Annotated in this window: 2 protein-coding genes and 1 pseudogene; all 3 read left to right on the top strand. The window is 76.4% G+C overall.

What is annotated here, in order from left to right; translation table 11 throughout:
* Positions 1-215, top strand: a pseudogene (locus BKE38_RS32680) (hypothetical protein); the annotation flags it as partial.
* Between the two features lie 4 nt (positions 216-219).
* Entirely contained in the window at positions 220-1,683 is a 1,464-nt protein-coding gene (locus tag BKE38_RS29835) for a UDP-N-acetylmuramoyl-L-alanyl-D-glutamate--2,6-diaminopimelate ligase (protein ID WP_076960694.1), read from the top strand.
* On the top strand, positions 1,680-2,385 hold a 706-nt coding region (locus tag BKE38_RS29840), incomplete at its 3' end, for a Mur ligase family protein (protein WP_131829811.1). The genes BKE38_RS29835 and BKE38_RS29840, both read left to right, overlap by 4 nt.

The raw sequence follows: 2,385 nt of genomic DNA on the forward strand, positions 1-2,385 counted from the left end.
CCGAAGCGCCCGGCACCGCGGCGGGCCGGGGCGCTTCGGCGCCGCAGCAGCCGGCGGCCGCGCCGCGCGGCGATGCGGCGCCGCCGGTGGTGCCGCGCGGCGCGGTGCCGATCCCGACCCGCCCGGGCAACCTGCCCGCGCCCGTGCCGCTGCGGCTGACCGCGCTCGACCCTGCCCTGCAGCGGCAGGTGGAGCGGATCGATGCGGCTCGGTGACCTCATGCGCCGCTCGCCCGGAACCCATCCGAGCATCGGCGCCGCCCCCGCCATGGAGATTGCCGGGGTGACCGCGGACAGCCGGGCGGTGGCGCCCGGCTTCCTCTTCGCCGCCCTGCCCGGCGCGCGCGCCGACGGCCGCGCCTTCATCGCCGAGGCGGTGGCGCGCGGCGCCGGCGTGGTGCTGGCGCCCGAGGGCACCGACTGGCCGCCCGGCGTGCCGCCGCGGCCGCTGCTGCTCGATCCCGATCCGCGCCGCGCGCTGGCCCGCATGGCCGGCGCCTTCTACGCGCAGCAGCCGGGCGTCGCCGTCGCGGTGACAGGGACCAACGGCAAGACCAGCACGGTCGATTTCCTGCGCCAGATCTGGACGCTGGCCGGCTGCAAGGCGGCCTCGCTCGGCACCCTGGGCCTGGTGGCGCCGGGCTTCCCCGAGACGCCGTCGCAGACCACCCCCGACCCGGTGGCGCTGCATGCCATGCTGGCGGAGCTCGCCCAGGCCGGCGTGCAGAAGGTCGCGCTGGAGGCTTCTTCGCACGGCCTGGAGCAGCGGCGGCTGGACGGGCTGCTGCTGACGGCCGCCGGCTTCTCCAACCTGACCCGCGACCATCTGGACTATCATGGCGGCATGGCCGGCTATGCCGCGGCCAAGCTGCGGCTGTTCGACACGCTGCTCGACCAGGGCGACGGCGCCGTGGTCAATGCCGACATGGCGCCCGAGATGCTGCAGGCGCTGCAGGCGGTGGCCCGCCGCCGCCACCTGAAGCTGCTAACCGTCGGCGAGGCCGGCGAGGCCTTCCGCCTGCTGTCCTACACGCCGCGCCCCGACGGGCAGCATCTGGCGCTCTCCGTCTTCGGGCGGCCGGTCGAGCTGGCCCTGCCGCTGCCGGGCCGCTTCCAGGCCGACAACGTGCTGCTGGCGGCGGGCCTGGCCGTCGCCTCCGGCATGGCGGCCGACCAGGTGGTGGCGCTGCTGCCGCGCCTCGCCGGCGTGCGCGGACGGATGGAGCTGGCCGCCCGCCTGCCGAACGGCTCGGCCGTCTATGTCGACTATGCCCACACGCCCGATGCGCTGGAGCGGCTGCTGCTGGCGCTGCGCCCGCATGCCGAAGGCCGGCTGCATGTCGTCTTCGGCGCCGGCGGCGACCGCGACGCCGGCAAGCGCCCGCTGATGGGCGGGATCGTCGCGCGCCTGGCCGACCATGCCATCGTCACCGACGACAATCCGCGCAGCGAGGATCCGGCCGCGATCCGCGCCGCCATCCGCGCCGGCATGGCGCAAGCCGTCGACGTCACCGAAATCGGCGACCGCGCCGACGCCATCGCCGCAGGCCTCGCGGCGCTGGGCGCCGGCGACGTGCTGGTGGTCGCCGGCAAGGGCCACGAGCCCGGCCAGACCATCGGCGCCGTGACGCATCCTTTCGACGACGCCGCCACCGTCCGCCAGCTGGCGGGGGGACGCGCATGACCGCGCCGCTCTGGACCTCGGAGGAGCTGCGCGCGGCGACCGGCGGCACCTGCCCCGACGGGCTGGCGATCCAGGCGGTCGGCATCGACAGCCGTGCCACCGGCCCGGGCGAGCTGTTCGTGGCGCTGCGCGACGCCCGCGACGGCCATGACTTCGTGGCCGATGCCCTGGCGCGCGGCGCCGCCGCCGCGCTGGTCGACCGCGACCCGCCGGGTGTCGCCGGCGATGCGCCGCTGCTGCGCGTGGGCGAGACGCTGGACGGCCTGCGCGCGCTGGGCACCGCCGGCCGTGCCCGCAGCCGGGCGCGCATCGCCGCCATCACCGGCAGCGTCGGCAAGACCACGACGAAGGACATGCTGCGGCACGGGCTGTCCGCCCTGGCGCCGACCCATGCCGCGGTCGCCAGCTACAACAACCATTGGGGCCTGCCGCTGACGCTCGCCCGCATGCCGCGCGACGCCGCCTATGGCGTGCTCGAGATCGGCATGAACCACCGCGGCGAGATCGCGCCGCTGGCCCGCCTGGCCGCGCCGCATGTCGCCGCCATCACCACGGTGGAGGCCGCGCATATCGGCCATCTCGGCTCGCTGGAAGACATCGCCGAGGAGAAGGCCGACATCATGCAGGGGCTGGCCGCCGGCGCCCCGGTGGTGCTGCCGCGGGATTCGTCGAGCTTCCCCACCCTCGCCCGCCGCGCGGCGG

The sequence above is a fragment of the Teichococcus deserti genome (assembly GCF_001982615.1).
Taxonomy (GTDB): domain Bacteria; phylum Pseudomonadota; class Alphaproteobacteria; order Acetobacterales; family Acetobacteraceae; genus Pseudoroseomonas; species Pseudoroseomonas deserti.